Source organism: Nonomuraea sp. NPDC050404 (genome assembly GCF_040655495.1).
Taxonomy (GTDB): domain Bacteria; phylum Actinomycetota; class Actinomycetes; order Streptosporangiales; family Streptosporangiaceae; genus Nonomuraea.
Map to the genome: position 1 here is coordinate 874,518 of NZ_JBFAKB010000001.1, position 14,245 is coordinate 888,762.

Genomic DNA, 14,245 nt, shown 5'->3' on the forward strand with positions numbered 1-14,245 from the left:
GGCCCGTCACAAGTGACCGATCACTTTCGTCATTATCGTTGACGGCCCGAAGGCAAGGCGGCGCCTGAGGGCTGGGAGAGACGCCCGGGCGGCTCCACACGGTCAAGATTCGGCCGTGTGGAGAGGCGATCCGCCCGGGCGTGACCGGGGGCGTTCGGCCCGGACGGCTCCAGGTAGCCGTCCGGGCCCGTCCGCGTGGCGCGTTCAGCGGTCATCGGGGCGCGGCGAGCCGCCGTCGCCCGCGCAGGCTCCCGCCTCGGCGCTCGCCACCTTCCACTCCGCTCCCTGGAAGGGGCTCATGAAGTGGGTCAGCAGGTCCACCGCGTAGTCGGGCACCTGACCGCCCGGGTCGAGCAGGGACACCATCTGCGGCCCGTCGGCCCCGCGCAGCGTGATGGAGTTGCGCGCGCCACGGGCGGCGAAGCCGGGTTTGGCGTCCACGGTCACGCAGGCCAGGCTGATCCCGGCCGCCTTGACCTCCTGCTTGGCCCCGATCCGCCGCATCCGCTGGTCGTAGCGGCGCAGCGCGAGGGACGTGGTGGGGCCGATCTTGACCGCTTCGTGGAAGACGTCGTTGCCGATCTCCCGGCTCAGCCTGACGTCCAGCTTGACGTCGGGCCGCAGGTTGATGCCCTTGGCGCCGATCTTGACGGTGCCGTAGTTCCCCTCGAAGGCGGGGGCGACGTACCCGAGTCCCGGCGGCGCCTTCATCCCGAACGGGACCTTGCCCGGCCTGATCCGCAACCACGACATGCGCGCGATGCTCAGCGAGACGGTCTCGATCTCGCTCTTCTGCAACCCGAACTGGCCGCCGATGTTGTAGGTGAGGAATCCGGTGGTGTACGGGACCTCCTTGCTCACCGCGATCTTCTGCCCGGCCACCGCGTCCACCTTCAGCCCGGCGCTCAGCGAGATGCGGCCCGTGGGCACCGGTTTGGAGACCAGGTCGAGCGACTGGTCGCGGTTGAGGCGGACCGTGGTGTCGGAGGCCAGGTCCTTGACCGCGAACGACACGTCCCCGAGCCGTTTCAGCGGGTCCACCAGGCCGCCTTCGACGCCGAGGTAGCCGTCGAGCGTGTTGACACCGCCGTTCGCCTTGTAGGTGACGGCCGGCACGCTCAGCCCGGCGGCCGAGGCGTCGGCGTCCACCCCGAAGACGGCGGGCACGTCGGAGAAGCGCAGCTCGCCGGTGCCCTTCCCGGGCATGGTGACCTTGGCGGACAGCCGCTTGACGGCCGCGGAGTTGTTCACCCTGATGCGGGTCTTGGCGCCGTAGGTGCCCTGGACGGCCACCGCCGCGGGCACCGGGTCGATCGCCACCTGGCCGCGCAGCCCCTCCGCCTCCGCCCGCACGTCGAGCTTGCCCAGCGTGGCAGGAGGATCGATCTTGTACGCGGCCTGCACCACGTTGCCCTTGCCCACCCCGAACGGCCCCAGCGACATGCTGGTGATCTTGGCGGGCAGCCCGGTCAGCGTGGCCCTGGCCTTGATCGGCACCGGCGACAGGACGCTGCTGGACAGGTACACGCCGAGGCTGCGCCGCTTGGGCTGGAACCCGGAGAACGCGAACGTCTTCCCGGTCAGGTCCACCGTCACCTGGTCGGGCAGGCCGGTCACGTCGATGTAGCCCTGCAGCCCGAAGCAGCCGCGCTGCGGCGTGCAGAAGTCGCCCTGCGCGCAGCCCGCCGACCCGGCGGCGCAGGAGCCGTCCACCAGCGACACCCCGCCCGCCACCGCGGGCGCGGCCCGCATGCGGTCGAGCGCGGCGCTCTTGCCGAGCCAGGCGCGGGCGCGCACGTCCAGGCGGGAGCCCGCGTAGGTGACCTTGCCGCCGGCCGCGGAGACCGCCAGCTTGCCGGGCACGGGACCGACCGTGCCGATCAGGCCGAAACGCAGGTCGCCCTGCCTGACGTCGGTGTCCACCGCGAGGGTCTGGGTGGCCGAGCGGAAGTCGGCGTTGAAACCCTGCGCGGCCGGGACGAACTCGACGTGCGAGAGCTTGTTGACCAGCACGCTGGCGTCCAGGTCGCCGGTGGCCTGGTCGTAGTGGGCCGCCAGGTGCGGCCCCGTGGGCGACTTGGCGCCGTCGTGGTTGGTGAAGGCGAGCGCGGCCGTGCCCACCGGCCCCGACAGGCCGCGGAAGCGGTAGGAGGCGGCGTCCCACGAGGCGTCGAACTTGGCCGGTACGCCGGTGACCTCGGCCGCCGCCCTGGCGTACCGGTCGCCGAGCTTGACCCTGGCCAGCGCCGACACCTTGGCGACCGGCCCGTCCGAGGTCCAGGTCAGAGTCCTGGCCTTGGCGTCGGCGACGAGTTCCGCCCGCTTGCGCACGCCCTCGACGGTGGCGCGCACGTCCTCGCCGGTCGGCTTGGTGACGTGCGCTTTATTGGCATAAATCCGCACTTCCTGGAGCTTCGAGGTCGTCGCGACCTCGACCGTCGAGCGCTCGCCCAGCTCCCACGACGCCTTCACGTTCTTGTGCACGCCGCGCACGGTGCCGTCCACCGTGGGGCCCGACTTGAGGTTCGTGTACGCGGCCCGCACCTCGTCGATCACCGCGCTGGCCTGGTAGGCGGCCTCCCTGGCGGCGGGGTCGAGCGAGACGTCCACGCTGGCGGGGGTGTTGGACAGCTCCACCCGGGTCACGTGGGTGCGGTCGATGCTGGCCGCGGCCACGAACGACCGGCCGCTGGCGTCCACCTTGAGCTGGGCGTGCGGCTTGGCCCCGTACGTGACGTCGAATCCGGACAGTCCCGACAGCAGCCCCGACACCCCCACCGCGGCGCCGTCCTTGATCATGGTGACGTGACCACCGCGCGGGGTGGCGATGGCTCCCCCGTTGCGCTGCAGGATCACGGCGAACCTGCCGATGGGCGAGCTGGTCGTGTGCGTGACGCGGTGCGCGTCCGGGTCGTTGACCAGGCGCACCCGGGAGGGCAGCTCGCTGAGGTCGGCCCGGACCACGGTCTTGCCCGCGCCCGCGTCGTACAGGCGCAGGCTCGCGGCGCCGCCGCGCGTGCGGCCCGAGCCCGCGGCCACCGACAGGGTCTGCTTGCCCTTCGCCGAGCCGAACTTGGCGGTGAAGGTGGTGGGCACCCGCTCCAGCTCGGCCTCGATCACCCTGGACAGCCGGCCGCCACGGTAGGCCAGGTCGTGCAGGGTGGCGCGGGAGATGGTGGACGGGCTGGCGAAGTGGATCTGCCCGCCGGACAGCCGCACCTCGGCGCGGGCCGGCATGCGGTCGAGCACGGCCTGGGTGAAACGGTTGCCCGTCACGGCGACCGCCTCCAGCCTGGCGGGGGCCGACGCGGCGATGTCCATGCTGGGCGTGCCGAGCGTGGCGTTCACGGTGAGCTCTTCGGTGGCCGGCGTCTGGCGCAGGCTCACGGCGCTGCGCCCGGTCAGCCCCGCCACCACGGCCGCGCTCTGGCCCGGCTCCTTGCGGTTGACGACGGCCTTGACCCGCTTGCCCGCCAGGTCCACGGTGAACGTGCCCTTGTCGGAGGCCGACAACGACGTGCCGCGGCGCAGCCCGTCGAAGCCGACCGAGACCTTGCCGTCGTACTCGGCCCAGACCTGGGCCTTGAGGTTCTCACTGGACAGCCGCTTGACGGAGAACGTGACCCCGACCGCGCTCTGTCCCGGCTGGGCGGTGGGCATCAGGTGGGCCGCCAGGTCAGGCTTCTTGTCTCCGTCCACGTCGGCCGCCGCCGGCACGCCGACGGGCCGGCTCGTCGAGCAGGAGACCGGCGTCTCGGCGCTCTCCACGCACAGCCGGTACGTCAGCCCGGGCACGGCCTGGCCGAGCCCCTCGAACGTCTTGCCTATCGCGGCCAGCGGCTTGACCAGCGCCAGCGTCTCGGCCTGCGTGGTGTCCGGCAGCACGTCGCCCACCTTGGGCGCCTGCCTGCCGAAGCCCTGCTCGTCCTGCACGGCCGTGGCGCTCGCGGTGATCCCGTTGGCCAGCCCCGGGCCCGCCTGCGTGGTCACCTCCGGCGCGGCCGGGCCGACCCGCTCGTTCCCCGTCTCGTCCCCCGCGCGCTGGAGCGCGAGCGAGGCGCGTTGCGGGACGGTCACGGTGGCGGGCGGCGGCTCCTGGACGGCCGGGACGGGCCGCGCCTTCGCGGGCATCTGGGCAGGCACGGCCTGCGCCTGGGAGGGCCGGGCTTGTGCCGGCAGGGGCTGCGCTCCGGCAGCGGACGGCAGGGCCACGAGGACCATGACGGCGATGGACGTCGAAGCGAGCACGCGCAGAAGGGCGTGCGGCATGTAGCGTTCTCCCCCGGACCTGTCTATTTCATCCCATCAGAAACATAGGTCACGAGACGACCATATTTCCTCACTGGGAGTCAAACAGGATCCGACATGGGACTCCAATTTTCTGTCGGAAGCAGCTGTCATGGCCGGTACGGGCGAACGCGCGGCCACCAGCCGGGAACGTGCTCGCGGTAGGTCTCGTACTCGGCGCCGAACGTCGCCCGCAGATGCGGCTCCTCGTACAGGCGGACGAAGGCGACGACCGGGATCGCCATGACGGCCACGTAGACCAGCAGCCAGGGGTCGCCGAAGATCAGGGCTTGGCCGATGACCGCGGCGAAGACGGCGACGTACATGGGATTGCGGACGTATCGGTAGAACCCCCCGACCACCAGCCGGTCCGGGGGCGCGATCGGGACCGGCGTACCGAATCCCTCCACGACGAATCTGACAAACGCGTTGACGATCACCGCCAGCCCCGCCAGCGCGAGGAGCGCGCCGAGCAGCCTGAGCGGGAGCATGACCGGGGCCGGGAGCGGGTCGCGGACCCGCCAGCCGCTGATCCAGTACGGGACGAGCACCGCGACGACGCCGGGACCGGCGGCGAAGAAGGCGGTGCTGACGACGGCTGCGGGCGTTCTGCGCATGGCTTCGCTCCTAATTCATTATGTGATGAGTTTAGGAAGCGCGCCCAATAGGGTCAATACGGCCGGCGGTCCGGGCCGGGGTCGGTCACCCAGGAGGCGAGGATGCGCAGGCCGTCGTGGGACGGCGAGCCGGGCTCGGCGGTCAGGGTGACCAGTTGCTGATCGGGGTCGGTGGCGCAGGTGAGGGCGGACCAGTCGAGCGTGAGGTCGCCGGCGATCGGGTGGTGCAGCACCTTGGTGCCCACGTCCCGTACGGCGACGTGGTGGCCGCCCCACCACCGCCGGAAGTCCTCATCGCGTACCGACAACTCGCCCACCAGGTCGGCCAGCCGCGGGTCCGCCGGGTCCCGCGCGGCCTCCATGCGCAGTTGCGCCACGCACGACCGGGCCACGTACTCCCATTGCGGATACAGCGTCCTGAAGGCCGGGTCGCCGAATACCAGCCACACGAAATTGCGTTTCCTCTCCGGGGTCCGCGCGAAATCGGTGAACAGCGCGGCGGCCATGGGATTCCAGCCGAGAATGTCCGTGCGCCGGCCCAGGACCACGGCCGGGGTGGCGGTGAGGTCGTCCAGCAGCCGCCGCAGTTGTGGCTGCACCTTCTGCCTGACCCGGCGGCGCGGCCGGGCGGCCTCCTTTCCCGACAACTCGAATATGTAGGCGCGTTCGTCGTCGCTGAGCAGCAGGACGCGGGCGATGGTGTCCAGCACGGGTTCGGAGGCTTGGCGTCGTCCCTGCTCCAGGCGGATGTAGTGGTCGGTGCTGATCGACGCCAGCATGGCCACCTCCTCCCGCCGCAGTCCCTTGACCCGCCGCCGGCCGCCGGGCTCGGGCAGCCCGACCATGGCGGGGCTCAACTCCATTCGCCGGGCCTTGAGAAAGTCGCCCAGCTCGTTCGCATTGCCGCTCATACGACCCAGTCTCACATCGCGCGGAACTCCGTAAGAGGGCCGCGCCTGTCCTGGGACAGGGTTGTCCCAGGACACAAGCCGCCCCTTTTCCGGCGCGCCGGGGCGTGCGAGTGTCGGCCGCATATGAAGACGAACGTGACTTTCCCCAGTAACAACCTCGCCCTCGCCGGGATCCTGTTCACTCCCGACACTCATACCGGCGGCCCGCTGCCCGCCGTCGTCGTCTCGCATCCGGGGGGCGGTGTGAAGGAGCAGACCGCGAGCCTGTACGCCGGGCGCCTGGCCCGCGCCGGTTTCGCCGCGCTCGTCTTCGACGCCGCCCATCAGGGTGAGAGCGAGGGCGAGCCGCGCGGGCTGGAGAACCCCTTCCAGCGCGCGGAGGACATCAGGTCCGCCGTGACGTACCTGACCACCCGCGACGACATCCACCCCGCCCGCATCGGCGCCCTGGGCATCTGCGCCTCCGGCGGCTACGTCCCCTACGCCGCGCAGACCGACCACCGGATCAGGGCCGTGGCCACCGTCAGCGCCGCGGACCTGGGCGCGGTGTTCCGCGAGGGGCTCGGCCGCACGCAGGGCCCGGAGGTGCTCCAGGCCCTGCTCGACCGGGCCGGCGCGCTGCGCACCGCGGAGGCACGCGGCCGGGTCGCGCAGCTGGAGCCCTGGATTCCCGCCAACGCGGAAGAGCTGCTGGAGACCGCTTCCACCCAGTTCAGGGAGACGTGGGAGTACTACTGCACGCCGCGTGGCCGGCATCCCCGGGCGAACCAGGGGTGGGTGCTGCGCGGCATCGACCAGATCGCGCAGTACGACTCGTACGCGATGATCCGGCTCATCTCGCCCCGCCCGCTCCTGATGATTATCGGCTCCGAGGCGGAGACCGCCTACTTCAGCCGCGAGGCGATCTCACGGGCCGCGGAGCCGAAGGAGCTGTTCGTCATCGACGGCGCCACCCATGTGGACCTGTACGACAGGGACGCGTACGTCACCCCGGCCGTCGCCAGGCTCGCCGGCTTCTTCGGCACGCATCTGACCGGCTGACCCGGCTGACCCGGCTGACCCGGCGGGCCTTGCGAGGCCGTGCGGCCTACGGGTGGATGCGGCCGCCGGTCTGGTGCAAGGTGGGAGGGCACCTCAAAGTTGCCAGAGCCCAGCTGAGAGGAACCCCCATGCAGGCGAACGTCGGTGACACGCTGATCTTCCACTCCAACGTCGTCGGCCACGGCGACAGAAAAGCCGAGATCATCGAGGTGCGGGGCGAGGCCGGGTCGCCGCCCTTTGTCGTGCGCTTCGACGACGGTCACGTGCAACTCGTCTTCCCCGGGCCCGACGCCAATGTCATTCCGGCCGAGCTGGAGTAGTCACTCGCTCAGCGACCGCAGGGCGGCCTCAAGGCTGCCGCCGGATCCGGCCGCGATCTCGTTGCCGTCCCGGTCGCGGGCGATGGCGGTGATCCGGTCCACCGGGCCGCGTACCAGCGTGATCGTGTGCCCCCGGGACAGCAGGTCCTCGGCGGACGGGCGGCGGCGGGGGGCGGGCCGTTCGAGCAGGCGCCCGGCCGCGATCAGGGCGGCGACCGGGGTGCGGTGGCGGGTCAGCAGCACGGGACCCTCGTCGTACGGGCCGGCGGTCTGGCGTACGAGGTCGCCCAGCTTGGCGCGGGCCGTGGACAACGACACCACCGGCAGCCCGCTGAGCAGGCCGGGCACCTCCGAGCGCGGGATCAGCGCGGCCCATTCCCACCGCTCGCGGGTGATCAGCGTGGTGGTGCCGTTCCGCGCCGCCCGTACGAGGGAGCCCCACTGGGCGCGCGCCTCCTCCACACCGAGCGGCGCGCCGAAACGGTCCCGCAGCCCTTCAAAGACGGATGGATCCAAGTTGACCATGAACAAATCGTAAGCCGCCTTACAAAATCATGGCAACTCGTGCGGCGGCGCGAAGCCCGGCCGGGGCACGGCACCTGGTGCACTGGTCGGACCAGTGGTTAGGGTGCCTGGTATGGGATATGACGCGCTGTTCCGCCTGGACGGGCGGCGGGCCGTGGTGATCGGGGCGGGCAGCGGGATCGGCAGGGAGTCGGCGCTGGCGCTGGCCGCCCACGGGGCCTCGGTGGTGTGCGCCGACCGCGACCTGGACGCCGTGAAGGAGACCGCCGGCGAGTGCGGCGGCGACGCCCGGCTGCTCGACGTGCTGGACGCCGGAGCGGTGCGCGAACTGGCCGCGCGGGAACCCGCCGACGTGCTGGTCTTCACCCCGGCCACCAACGTGCGCAAGCGGCTGCTCGACTACTCGGGCGAGGAGTTCGACCGCGTGGTGGGGCTGAACCTGCGGGCCTCGTTCGACGTCGTACGCGCGTTCGGGGCGGGCATGATCGAGCGGGGCCGCGGCTCGATCATCGGGTTCGCCTCGATCAGGGCCCAGGTCACCGAGCCGGGGCAGAGCGTCTACTCCGCCACGAAGGCCGGTCTGGTGCAGTTGCTGCGCACGGCCGCCGCCGAGTTCGGGCCGCACGGGGTGCGGGTGAACGCCATCGCGCCTGGCGTGGTCGAGACGCCGCTGACCAGGCAGATCAAGGACGACCGCGCCTGGTACGACGCGTACGCCGCCAAGAGCGCGCTCGGCCGCTGGGCGTCGGCCGGGGAGATGGCCGGGGCGGTGGTCTACCTGGCCGGGGACGCGGCGAGCTTCGTGACGGGCTCGGTGTTGTACGTGGACGGCGGCTGGACCGCCGTGGACGGCCGCTTCGACCCACCGAACTAACCGGCGACCCGCCAATCTGACCCGCCGAACCGACCGGCCGAACCGATCAAGGACCCGCCGAACCGACCGGCCGAACCGATCAAGGACCGGCTGAGCTGACCGGCTGAGCTGACCGGCCGAAGCCCTGTCAGGGGCTGTTGAGCGCGCCGCGCACCCGTGCGAGCGCCGCCACGGCGTCGTGGCCGGGGGCCTCCTCCAAGATCTCCATGGCCCTGACGCGGTCGACCCTGGGCACGGTGTCGTCGCACGCGAGGCTCACGAGGGCCGCGACGAGCCTGGGGTGGGCCTCCCCGGCGTCCCCGAACACCGCTTCCACCGTGTCGAGGGCCCTATCGCGTACCAGGTCGTGTGTCGCGCTTTCCACGACTTCGGCCAGCAGCGAAGGCTCCTCCCGCGCCACGATGTCCAGCGCCGACAGGGCGGAGAGGTGGCTGGCGTCGGGCCCGTACTCGCGGCTGAGCTCCGGCGGTGACGGCGACTGCCGCAACACCTCCCGGATACGATCGAGGACGAGCGCCCTGGCGGGTTCCCGCGCCCGCTCGCCGCCCCGGGCCACCGCGCCGTCCGGGCTCCACCAGTGGTCCAGGGCGATGCCCACGGCGGCCTGGTCACCGCTTTCGAGCAGGGTGCGGAGCGCGTCGTGGTACGACTCGTCCACGGCGGGCTCCCTCAGCCTCCTGTGGGCGCGGTACAGGCCCGGGTCCGCCAGCCGGTGACCGTCCCAGTGCACGCTGTGCGGCTTGCCGAAGATCAGCTCGATGGGGTCCTGGCCCCAGGGGCGCTGCGGCGGCCTGTCGCCCCAGCTCTCGGCCACCTCCACCATGACGGGCCGGTGCCTTTCCAGGCCACCCGTCCTGACCAGGTAGTAGGCCGTGTGCGCCTGCACCTTCGGCTCGCCCTCGCGCAACGCGCGCAGGAGAACCTCATCCGCCTCCCGGCCGAGGCTGTCGGCCAGGACCCGGATCGCCGACTCTTTCGTGAGGTAGAAGCCGACGGCCGGGTCGAAGATCAGGTCGCTCAGCGCCTCGACGAGCCTGCCGTCTTTCACCTCGGCATCGTCGAGGATCCCGTACGCCATCCAGATCGCCTTCTGGCGTACCGTGTCGGAGTCCGTCCGCCGGAGAACCTCCAGCACCAGGTCGGCGTCATCGGGCTCGGCGTGCAGGTTCCCGATCAGGTTCAGCGCGCTCGGCTCGGCGGGGGACATCGGACGCCGGAGCACCTCCCGGGCGCGCGCCAGCACCTCGGGCAGGTACGCCTCGGCCGACTCCTCGTCCTGAAGGACGTACCGCAACCCCTTCCAGGATTCGTAGTGGTCGAGCGCGATGCCGACGGCGACCGGATCGTCGCTGCGAAGCAGCGTGACGAACCCCCGCAGGCACGCCTCGTCGCTGACCGGGAACCTCAGCTCGTCATGGGCGTCGCGGAGTGCCGGATCGTCCAGCCGGGCGTCCTCCCAGTACGTGCTGTGGAAGCCCGAGAGCGCGTCGCGTATCCAGGTCGTCGTCCCGTTCATGTCCTGCGGCCAGGACTCCACGAGCCGCCGGACCCGTTCGCGGTGCACCCGGAGCCGCAGCGGCGTCGCCAGGCACGACGCGGCGAACACCTGGAGCTCAAGGTCGCCCGACTCGCTGAGGCGGACGATGAGGGCCTCCACGTCGGGCGAATCGAGGTCGTCCAGGGCGTTCAGTGCGTCCTTGCGGTCCTCCGTCTCCAGGGTCTCGTCGAGGACCATGGCACTGATCAGCGCCAGCAGCCGCGGGTTCGGTTCCTCGCCGTCGGAGAGGGCGCAGCCGGCCGCGAGCAGCGCCGCCTCCCGTACCTCCGCGTCCGGGGCGCCTTCCAGCGCGTCGGCGATCAGGTCCGCGTCCACGTCCTCGGCGAGATGCATCATCACGAGGAGAGCGCTCGCGTGGGCGCCGCCCCCGGCCCCGGGCGTCTGGGGCCTGCCCAGCAGGTCGCGGGCCGCGAAGAGCACCTCGTTGGCGAGCGGCCAGTACGGATTGTCCCCGCCGAACCTGGTGTGCGCCTGCGCGTCCCGATAGTCGTCCAGGGCCGCGCGTACGACGTCGATGTCGTCACTCCGCAGCCGGGCGCTGAACGTGCCGAGTCGGGACCCGCCGTCGTCGTCCGTCACGAGACCTCCTTCATGATCGCCTCCGTAGACTGGCAGAACCGTCCATGCCGTGTCTCCGCGTTTTGCGACGAGGCCGTCAGGGTGATCAGCGACGACATAGGCTCGCCAGTGACAATCGGTACGACTGGTGTGAAGGATTTCCTAAGCCGTGACGACGTTGCAGGCATGGTAAAACGCAAGCGGTCCGCGCAGCGGATCGACGTGACCCGCCTCCCCGAGGACATCGTGACGCTCCTCGACGCTCTCGAACCCGGCGAGAACCTCGTCCTCACGCGTGACGGCGAGGCGATCGCGACGATCTCCAGCACCATCGAGGTGCTCCAGGGCTCCATCGTCGATCGCGCCGCACCGGAGGAGGCCGACGAGCCTGACGAGGCGGGGGACGAAGGGCCGATCGACTACGACGGGGTGACGGTCGTGGCGACGGCGATGGAGCTGTCGGCGGCGGCCCGGGTGGCGCTGTCCGACCAGCTCGGCGAGGACTACGTGGTGCTCGACCTGCACGCGGCCCCCACCACGGCCGACGTGCTGCTGGTGCCGCCGGGCAGCCCGCAGCTGATCGGCGGGCTCAAATCGATGTACCCGGAGGCCCGCGTCATCATCACCGAGATCGAGGACCCGGAGCTCGGCGTCAACTACCACGGCCCGGTCCGGCGCCTGCTCGAAGCCGGCGCCGACGCGTACCTGCCTCCGGCGACCCTCCCGCGCCTGGCCAGGCAGCTCGACTACACCCTCACGCACGCCGACCAGCTCACCGCGGGCAACACCGCACCACTACAGATCGCACCGGCAGACCCCGACGACGGCCGGCAGGTCAGCTAGGCGTGACCTCCTCGGCGAGGTGATCGTCGAGGGGCGTCTCTCTCCCCCCGGCCGATAGCCGTGTCCGGCGCTCGCGTACGCGGCCGGCGGTGCGTCGTGGTCATGGCCGGATGATGGCCATCCTCGGTACGGTCAGCTCCTCGATGGCGAAGCGTGGGCCCTCGCGGCCGGTGCCCGAGTCCTTGACGCCCCCGTACGGCATGTTGTCGGCCCTGAAGCCCGGCACGTCGTTGACCACCACGCCGCCGGCCTCGATGCGTTCGATCGCCGTGAAGGCCGTGGCCAGCGAGCGGGTGAACACCGCCGCGTGCAGGCCGTACCGTGAGTTGTTGACGGCGGTGAAGGCGGCGTCGAGGCCGGGCACCCGGCGCACGCACACGACGGGGCCGAAGATCTCCTCGTCCCAGGCGGCGGCCCCGTCCGGCACGCCGGCCAGGACCGTCGGAGCGACGGCGCGGCCGTCGCGGTGGCCGCCCGTGACCACCTCGGCCCCCGACGCGGCGATCCACGACAGGACGCGGTCCACGGCGGCCTGATCGATGAGCGGGGCCACCCGGGTGCCGGGCAGGCGGGGGTCACCGACGGCGACGCGCTTGACGCGGTCGGCCAGCAGGGACAGGAACTCCTCCGCCACCGGCTCCTCCACCAGCACCCGCTGCACGGAGATGCAGGCCTGGCCCGAGGCGTAGTAGCCGCCGCGCACGACCGCGTCGGCGGCGGCCGGCAGGTCGGCGTCGGCGGCGACCACGAGGGCCGCGTTCGAGCCGAGCTCCAGCAGCACCTTGGTGGGGGCGGCGGAGCGGGCGACGGCGTGTCCGGCCGCGGCCGAGCCGGTGAAGGAGACCGCGCCGATCCGGCGGTCCTCCACCAGCGTGCGGCCGACCTCGATGTCCCCGGTGACGAGTTGTACGGCGGCGGGCGGCAGAGCGTCGGCGGCGCGCAGGAGCCGTACCAGGGCGAGCGTGGCCAGCGGGGTCGCAGGGGCGGGCTTGACGATCACCGGGCAGCCGGCCGCCAGCGCGGGCGCGATCTTGTGGGCGGCGAGGAGGAGGGGGTAGTTGAAGCCGGTGATGCCGACGACCACGCCGATGGGGCGCCGCGTCCAGAACCCGATCAGGCCCTCGCCGGAGGGCAGCAGGTCGAGCGGCACGGTCTCGCCGTGCAGCCTGGCCACCTCCTCGGCCGCCGTGGTGAGGGTCAGGAGTGTCCTGTCCACCTCGACCCGGCAGTCCACCAGCGGCTTGCCGGTCTCCAGGACCAGGAGCCGCTCGAATTCTTCCCGTTCGTCCCTGAGTGCGTCGTGGGCCGAGGTGAGCGCGGCGCGGCGGGCGTGCGACGGCAGCGCGGCCATGGCGGGCGCCACGGCCAGGGCCTCTTCCACGGCTGTGGCGGCGTGCGCGGGCGTGCCCAGCGGGGCGGCGGCCACCCGGGACCCGTCGTAAGGGAAGATCACGTCGGTGGTGTCCGCCGTCCGCACCCACCCGCCGCCGATGGGCAGACCGAAATCGAGGTTCATGACCGCCTCCGCAAGGCGCTGTTCATGGCCGCCTCCGCAAGGCGCTGTTCACGGTCGCCTCCGCAAGGCGCTGTTCATGGTCGCCTCCGCAGGGCGCTGTTCATGGTCGTCCCCGCAGGGCGCTGGGGAACACGTCGAGGTACGCGGGCGCGCCCTCGCGGCCGGTGGCGGCCAGTACGGCGTGGGCGACGGCTCGGCTGAAGGCGTCGGCGGTGGCCGCCAGCACGTCCTGGAAGGTGTCGTGGGCGGGGACGGGGCGGGCACAGGTGGCCAGGCCGAAGATGGTGTCGCCGTCGGTCATGGTGTGGGCCGGTCTGATCGCCCTGGCCAGGCCGTCGTGGGCGACGGCGGCGAGCTTGCCGCACTGGGCCTTGGTGAGGGTGAGGTCGGTGGCCACGACGCCGATCGTGGTGTTGAAGGCGGGGGTCAGGTCGGGCCGCCAGGCGCGGGCCTGCTCGGGGTCCGGGGGCTGGAGGTGGCCGAACTCGCCGGGGAGGCCGTATCTGGCGCCCGACAGGGTGGCGTCGTGGGGGTCGAGCACCGAGCCGGCGGCGTTGACGATGGCGAGGGCGGCGACGGTGGTGCCGTCGGGCAGGACGGCGCTCGCGCTCCCGGCCCCTCCGGCGAGCCCACCGGCCACGGCCCCGGTCCCCGCCCCGACGGACCCGTTGATCGCTCTCCCGCCGTCCGGAGCTGAGGTCCCGTGGGTGGTGGCGGCGTCGTAGGCGGTGGCGGCGTCGTAGGCGGTGGCGGCGTCGTAGGCGGTGGCGGCGGTGGCGGCGTCGTAGGCGGCGGCACCCAGAGCGGCGTCGGGGGTTGCGCGGAAGGTGCCGCCGCGGCCCAGGTCGAAGATGACCGCCGCCGGCACGATCGGCACCACCCCGCCCGCCACCGGGTAGCCGAGCCCCGCGTCCGCGAGCCGTTCCAGCACCCCGCAGGCCGTCCCCAGCCCGTACGCGCTCCCGCCCGACAACACCACGGCGTTCACCCGCTCCACCAGGTTCCGTGGATCCAGTAACTCGGTCTCGCGCGTCCCGGGGGCGGCCCCGCGCACGTCCACGCCGGCCACGGCCCCTTCCTCCGGCGCGAGCACGACGGTCGTCCCGGTGCGGAACCCGCCCCCGACCCGCTGCGCGTGCCCCACCCGCAGCCCGGCCACGTCCATCAGGGAGTTCGTCGCCCCGGCCCGCATCAA

The 14,245-nt window shown here is 72.1% G+C and carries 11 protein-coding genes; 4 read left to right on the plus strand and 7 right to left on the minus strand.

Features of this window, described 5'->3' with window-relative positions; translation table 11 throughout:
• Positions 1 to 204 precede the first annotated feature (204 nt).
• From AB0I81_RS03860 to AB0I81_RS03870, 3 genes are all read right to left on the minus strand, one after another.
• Complete coding sequence (locus tag AB0I81_RS03860) at positions 205 to 4,269, minus strand: hypothetical protein (protein WP_360649373.1); 4,065 nt, start codon at positions 4,267 to 4,269, stop codon at positions 205 to 207.
• 128 nt (positions 4,270 to 4,397) lie between these two features.
• Positions 4,398 to 4,904 (minus strand): isoprenylcysteine carboxylmethyltransferase family protein, encoded by a 507-nt coding sequence (locus AB0I81_RS03865; protein WP_360649376.1) that lies wholly within the window; start codon positions 4,902 to 4,904, stop codon positions 4,398 to 4,400.
• 53 nt (positions 4,905 to 4,957) lie between these two features.
• Complete coding sequence (locus AB0I81_RS03870) at positions 4,958 to 5,815, minus strand: helix-turn-helix domain-containing protein (RefSeq protein ID WP_360649379.1); 858 nt, start codon at positions 5,813 to 5,815, stop codon at positions 4,958 to 4,960.
• 135 nt (positions 5,816 to 5,950) lie between these two features.
• Between AB0I81_RS03870 and AB0I81_RS03875 the strand changes: the two genes are divergently transcribed.
• Both AB0I81_RS03875 and AB0I81_RS03880 read left to right on the plus strand, forming a co-directional pair.
• Positions 5,951 to 6,856, plus strand: a complete 906-nt coding sequence (locus tag AB0I81_RS03875; protein ID WP_360649382.1) for an alpha/beta hydrolase — start codon at positions 5,951 to 5,953, stop codon at positions 6,854 to 6,856.
• 128 nt (positions 6,857 to 6,984) lie between these two features.
• Positions 6,985 to 7,176 (plus strand): DUF1918 domain-containing protein, encoded by a 192-nt coding sequence (locus AB0I81_RS03880; RefSeq protein WP_360649385.1) that lies wholly within the window; start codon positions 6,985 to 6,987, stop codon positions 7,174 to 7,176.
• On the opposite strand, the gene AB0I81_RS03885 is transcribed toward AB0I81_RS03880, so the two are convergent.
• Positions 7,177 to 7,701, minus strand: a complete 525-nt coding sequence (locus AB0I81_RS03885; RefSeq protein ID WP_360649387.1) for a type II toxin-antitoxin system prevent-host-death family antitoxin — start codon at positions 7,699 to 7,701, stop codon at positions 7,177 to 7,179. It abuts the gene before it with no gap.
• Positions 7,702 to 7,813: 112 nt separating this feature from the next.
• On the opposite strand from AB0I81_RS03885, the gene AB0I81_RS03890 reads away from it, so the two are divergent.
• Positions 7,814 to 8,575, plus strand: coding sequence for an SDR family NAD(P)-dependent oxidoreductase (locus tag AB0I81_RS03890; RefSeq protein ID WP_360649390.1), 762 nt, complete (start codon positions 7,814 to 7,816; stop codon positions 8,573 to 8,575).
• Between the two features lie 127 nt (positions 8,576 to 8,702).
• Here AB0I81_RS03890 and AB0I81_RS03895 read toward each other — a convergent pair whose 3' ends face one another.
• On the minus strand, positions 8,703 to 10,712 hold the full coding sequence (locus tag AB0I81_RS03895) for a hypothetical protein (protein ID WP_360649393.1): 2,010 nt from the start codon (positions 10,710 to 10,712) through the stop codon (positions 8,703 to 8,705).
• A 165-nt stretch (positions 10,713 to 10,877) separates the two neighbouring features.
• On the opposite strand from AB0I81_RS03895, the gene AB0I81_RS03900 reads away from it, so the two are divergent.
• Positions 10,878 to 11,534, plus strand: a complete 657-nt coding sequence (locus AB0I81_RS03900; protein WP_360649396.1) for a hypothetical protein — start codon at positions 10,878 to 10,880, stop codon at positions 11,532 to 11,534.
• Between the two features lie 100 nt (positions 11,535 to 11,634).
• Here AB0I81_RS03900 and AB0I81_RS03905 read toward each other — a convergent pair whose 3' ends face one another.
• Together AB0I81_RS03905 and AB0I81_RS03910 are read right to left on the minus strand one after the other, a co-directional pair.
• The gene (locus AB0I81_RS03905) at positions 11,635 to 13,050 is read right to left on the minus strand and encodes an aldehyde dehydrogenase family protein (protein ID WP_360649399.1); all 1,416 of its coding nucleotides are present in this window, start codon (positions 13,048 to 13,050) and stop codon (positions 11,635 to 11,637) included.
• 100 nt (positions 13,051 to 13,150) lie between these two features.
• Entirely contained in the window at positions 13,151 to 14,242 is a 1,092-nt protein-coding gene (locus tag AB0I81_RS03910) for a P1 family peptidase (protein WP_360649402.1), read from the minus strand.
• Positions 14,243 to 14,245: the final 3 nt, after the last annotated feature.

Excerpts from the sequence above, each read along its gene's own strand:
- AB0I81_RS03905 (WP_360649399.1), bottom strand. The coding sequence starts at position 13,050 with ATGAACCTCGATTTCGGTCTGCCCATCGGCGGCGGGTGGGTGCGGACG.
- AB0I81_RS03865 (WP_360649376.1), bottom strand. The coding sequence starts at position 4,904 with ATGCGCAGAACGCCCGCAGCCGTCGTCAGCACCGCCTTCTTCGCCGCC.
- AB0I81_RS03880 (WP_360649385.1), top strand. The coding sequence starts at position 6,985 with ATGCAGGCGAACGTCGGTGACACGCTGATCTTCCACTCCAACGTCGTC.
- AB0I81_RS03870 (WP_360649379.1), bottom strand. The coding sequence starts at position 5,815 with ATGAGCGGCAATGCGAACGAGCTGGGCGACTTTCTCAAGGCCCGGCGA.
- AB0I81_RS03885 (WP_360649387.1), bottom strand. The coding sequence starts at position 7,701 with ATGGTCAACTTGGATCCATCCGTCTTTGAAGGGCTGCGGGACCGTTTC.
- AB0I81_RS03900 (WP_360649396.1), top strand. The coding sequence starts at position 10,878 with ATGGTAAAACGCAAGCGGTCCGCGCAGCGGATCGACGTGACCCGCCTC.
- AB0I81_RS03860 (WP_360649373.1), bottom strand. The coding sequence starts at position 4,269 with ATGCCGCACGCCCTTCTGCGCGTGCTCGCTTCGACGTCCATCGCCGTC.
- AB0I81_RS03890 (WP_360649390.1), top strand. The coding sequence starts at position 7,814 with ATGGGATATGACGCGCTGTTCCGCCTGGACGGGCGGCGGGCCGTGGTG.
- AB0I81_RS03910 (WP_360649402.1), bottom strand. The coding sequence starts at position 14,242 with ATGCGGGCCGGGGCGACGAACTCCCTGATGGACGTGGCCGGGCTGCGG.